This is a genomic window from Rhodovulum sp. BSW8 (assembly GCF_003314725.1).
GTDB lineage: Bacteria > Pseudomonadota > Alphaproteobacteria > Rhodobacterales > Rhodobacteraceae > Rhodovulum > Rhodovulum visakhapatnamense.
Genome location: NZ_QNVX01000077.1, coordinates 1 through 492 on the forward strand (window position 1 = coordinate 1; position 492 = coordinate 492).

Genomic DNA, 492 nt, shown 5'->3' on the forward strand with positions numbered 1-492 from the left:
CCGCGCCGCCTCGACGCCCGCGTTCAGCGCCAGAAGGTTGGTCTGGAAGGCGATGTCGTCGATCACCCCGATGATCTGACTGATGCCATCGGACGAGCGCTTGATCTCGGACATCGCGCCGATGGCTTCCTTGACCACCAGGCCCGACTGTTCGGCATTGCCGCGCGCCTCGCGCACCACATTCTCGACCTGCGCCGCGCCGTCGGCGGACGAACGCACGCTGGAGGTCAGTTCGTCGAGCGCAGCGGCGGTCTCTTCCAGGGTGGCGGCCTGGTTCTCGGTCCGGCGCGACAGGTCGTCCGAGGCGCCGCTGATTTCTTCGGCCCGGGCATGGATCTCGGTCGCGTTCTCGACCACCGATCCGATCAGGTCGTTCAGCGTGTCGACCGTCGCGTTGAAATCGCTCCGCAAACGCTCGTAATCCTCCGCGAACCGTTCATCGATCCGACTCGTCAGATCGCCGCCAGAAAGCGCCTGAAGCGCGCTGGCAAG

General features: G+C 65.9%; 1 protein-coding gene. It reads right to left on the reverse strand.

Going from position 1 to position 492, the window contains the following annotated elements; translation table 11 throughout:
* Positions 1–492, reverse strand: a 492-nt coding sequence (locus DSD19_RS21275; RefSeq protein ID WP_133260496.1) for a methyl-accepting chemotaxis protein, incomplete at both ends; no start/stop codon positions are given.